At 73.0% G+C, this 1,076-nt stretch carries 2 pseudogenes; both read right to left on the bottom strand.

The annotated features are described in order from the left end of the window. Nucleotides 1-306: pseudogene (locus AE652_RS29500) on the bottom strand (hypothetical protein); the annotation flags it as partial. A gap of 299 nt (nt 307-605) precedes the next feature. Beyond that, nucleotides 606-1,076, bottom strand: a pseudogene (locus AE652_RS29495) (hypothetical protein); the annotation flags it as partial.

Below are 1,076 nucleotides of genomic sequence, written 5' to 3'. Positions count from 1 at the left end.
CCCGTCGGCGGCCAGCACGCCGCCCCTGCCGGTCAGCCGCGGCGCCACCGCGGCCACCCCGGCGGTCTGCCGCACCCGCTCCGTCGCCGCCGCGTCCAGACCGCCGGCCGCGGTCTTCCCGGTCACCTGGATGTCACCGGGCCCGACCTCGGCGGCCGCGGTCTGGCTGAAGGAGTCGACCAGTGCCCCGCTGCCGCTGACGGAGGCGATCAGGAAGGCCACCCCGAGCGCGATCGCGGCGCCGCTCAGGAGCAGTTGGCGCAGTTGGCCGCGCAGTTCGGCCACGGTGTATCGGTACGTCGTCATGGTTCCCCGGCTCGTCCACCCTGGCCGGTACGGTGCTCCGGCAGGGGCCTCGACGAGCCTAGGAGCGGAGCGGCCGCGGGCCATCGGCACGAGGTCTGCTTCATGATCAATCCGTGGGCGGACGGTCTCCCGCCCCCTCCTCCTCCCGGAGAGGTACGCCGCCCCTGACACCGTCAGCCCCGGGAACGCCGAGGGCCCATGGAAATCCGAGGGCCCATGGAACGCCGACGGTCCGGGGAACGCCGACGGCCGCCCGCCCCCGGAGGGGCGGACGGCCGGTGCGCGGTGCCGCTCGGGCGTCAGATCTTGTCGTACACACCGAACACGTCGATGATCAGGTCGGTCGACTCCCAGCCCCGGTTCCAGACGTCGACGGTGTCGGCACCGCTGACGTCCGCCTGTACGAGGTTCGACACGGTGGCGCCCTTCTCCCAGTTCAGGACCGAGGAGTCCGGCGGCGTCGGCCGGACGGCCTTGCCGTTCCCGTAGGCGTCGGCTGCGTTCGGGTCCGGCGCGACCGAGAGGTGTCCGCTGCCCTGGGTGTTGGTCACCGTCGTGTTCAGGACGAGGGCCTCGGCCGACCGCCCGACGATCCCCCCGGCGTACTGCTGGTAGTAGTCCTGCCCCTTGAGCGGCAGGGACAGCGACCGGCTGTCCCACACGCGCCGGGGCTCCACCGGCCGGTAGGCGGACTTGCCGTCGGCGCTGTAGTAGCCGGTGACGTCCACGATCACGTCGGCCCCGGACCAGGAGCCGTTGCGGACGCTGAC

It is taken from the genome of Kitasatospora sp. MY 5-36, from assembly GCF_001182915.1.
Classification (GTDB): Bacteria; Actinomycetota; Actinomycetes; order Streptomycetales; family Streptomycetaceae; genus Kitasatospora.
This window is presented reverse-complemented; position numbering and strand designations above follow the sequence as displayed.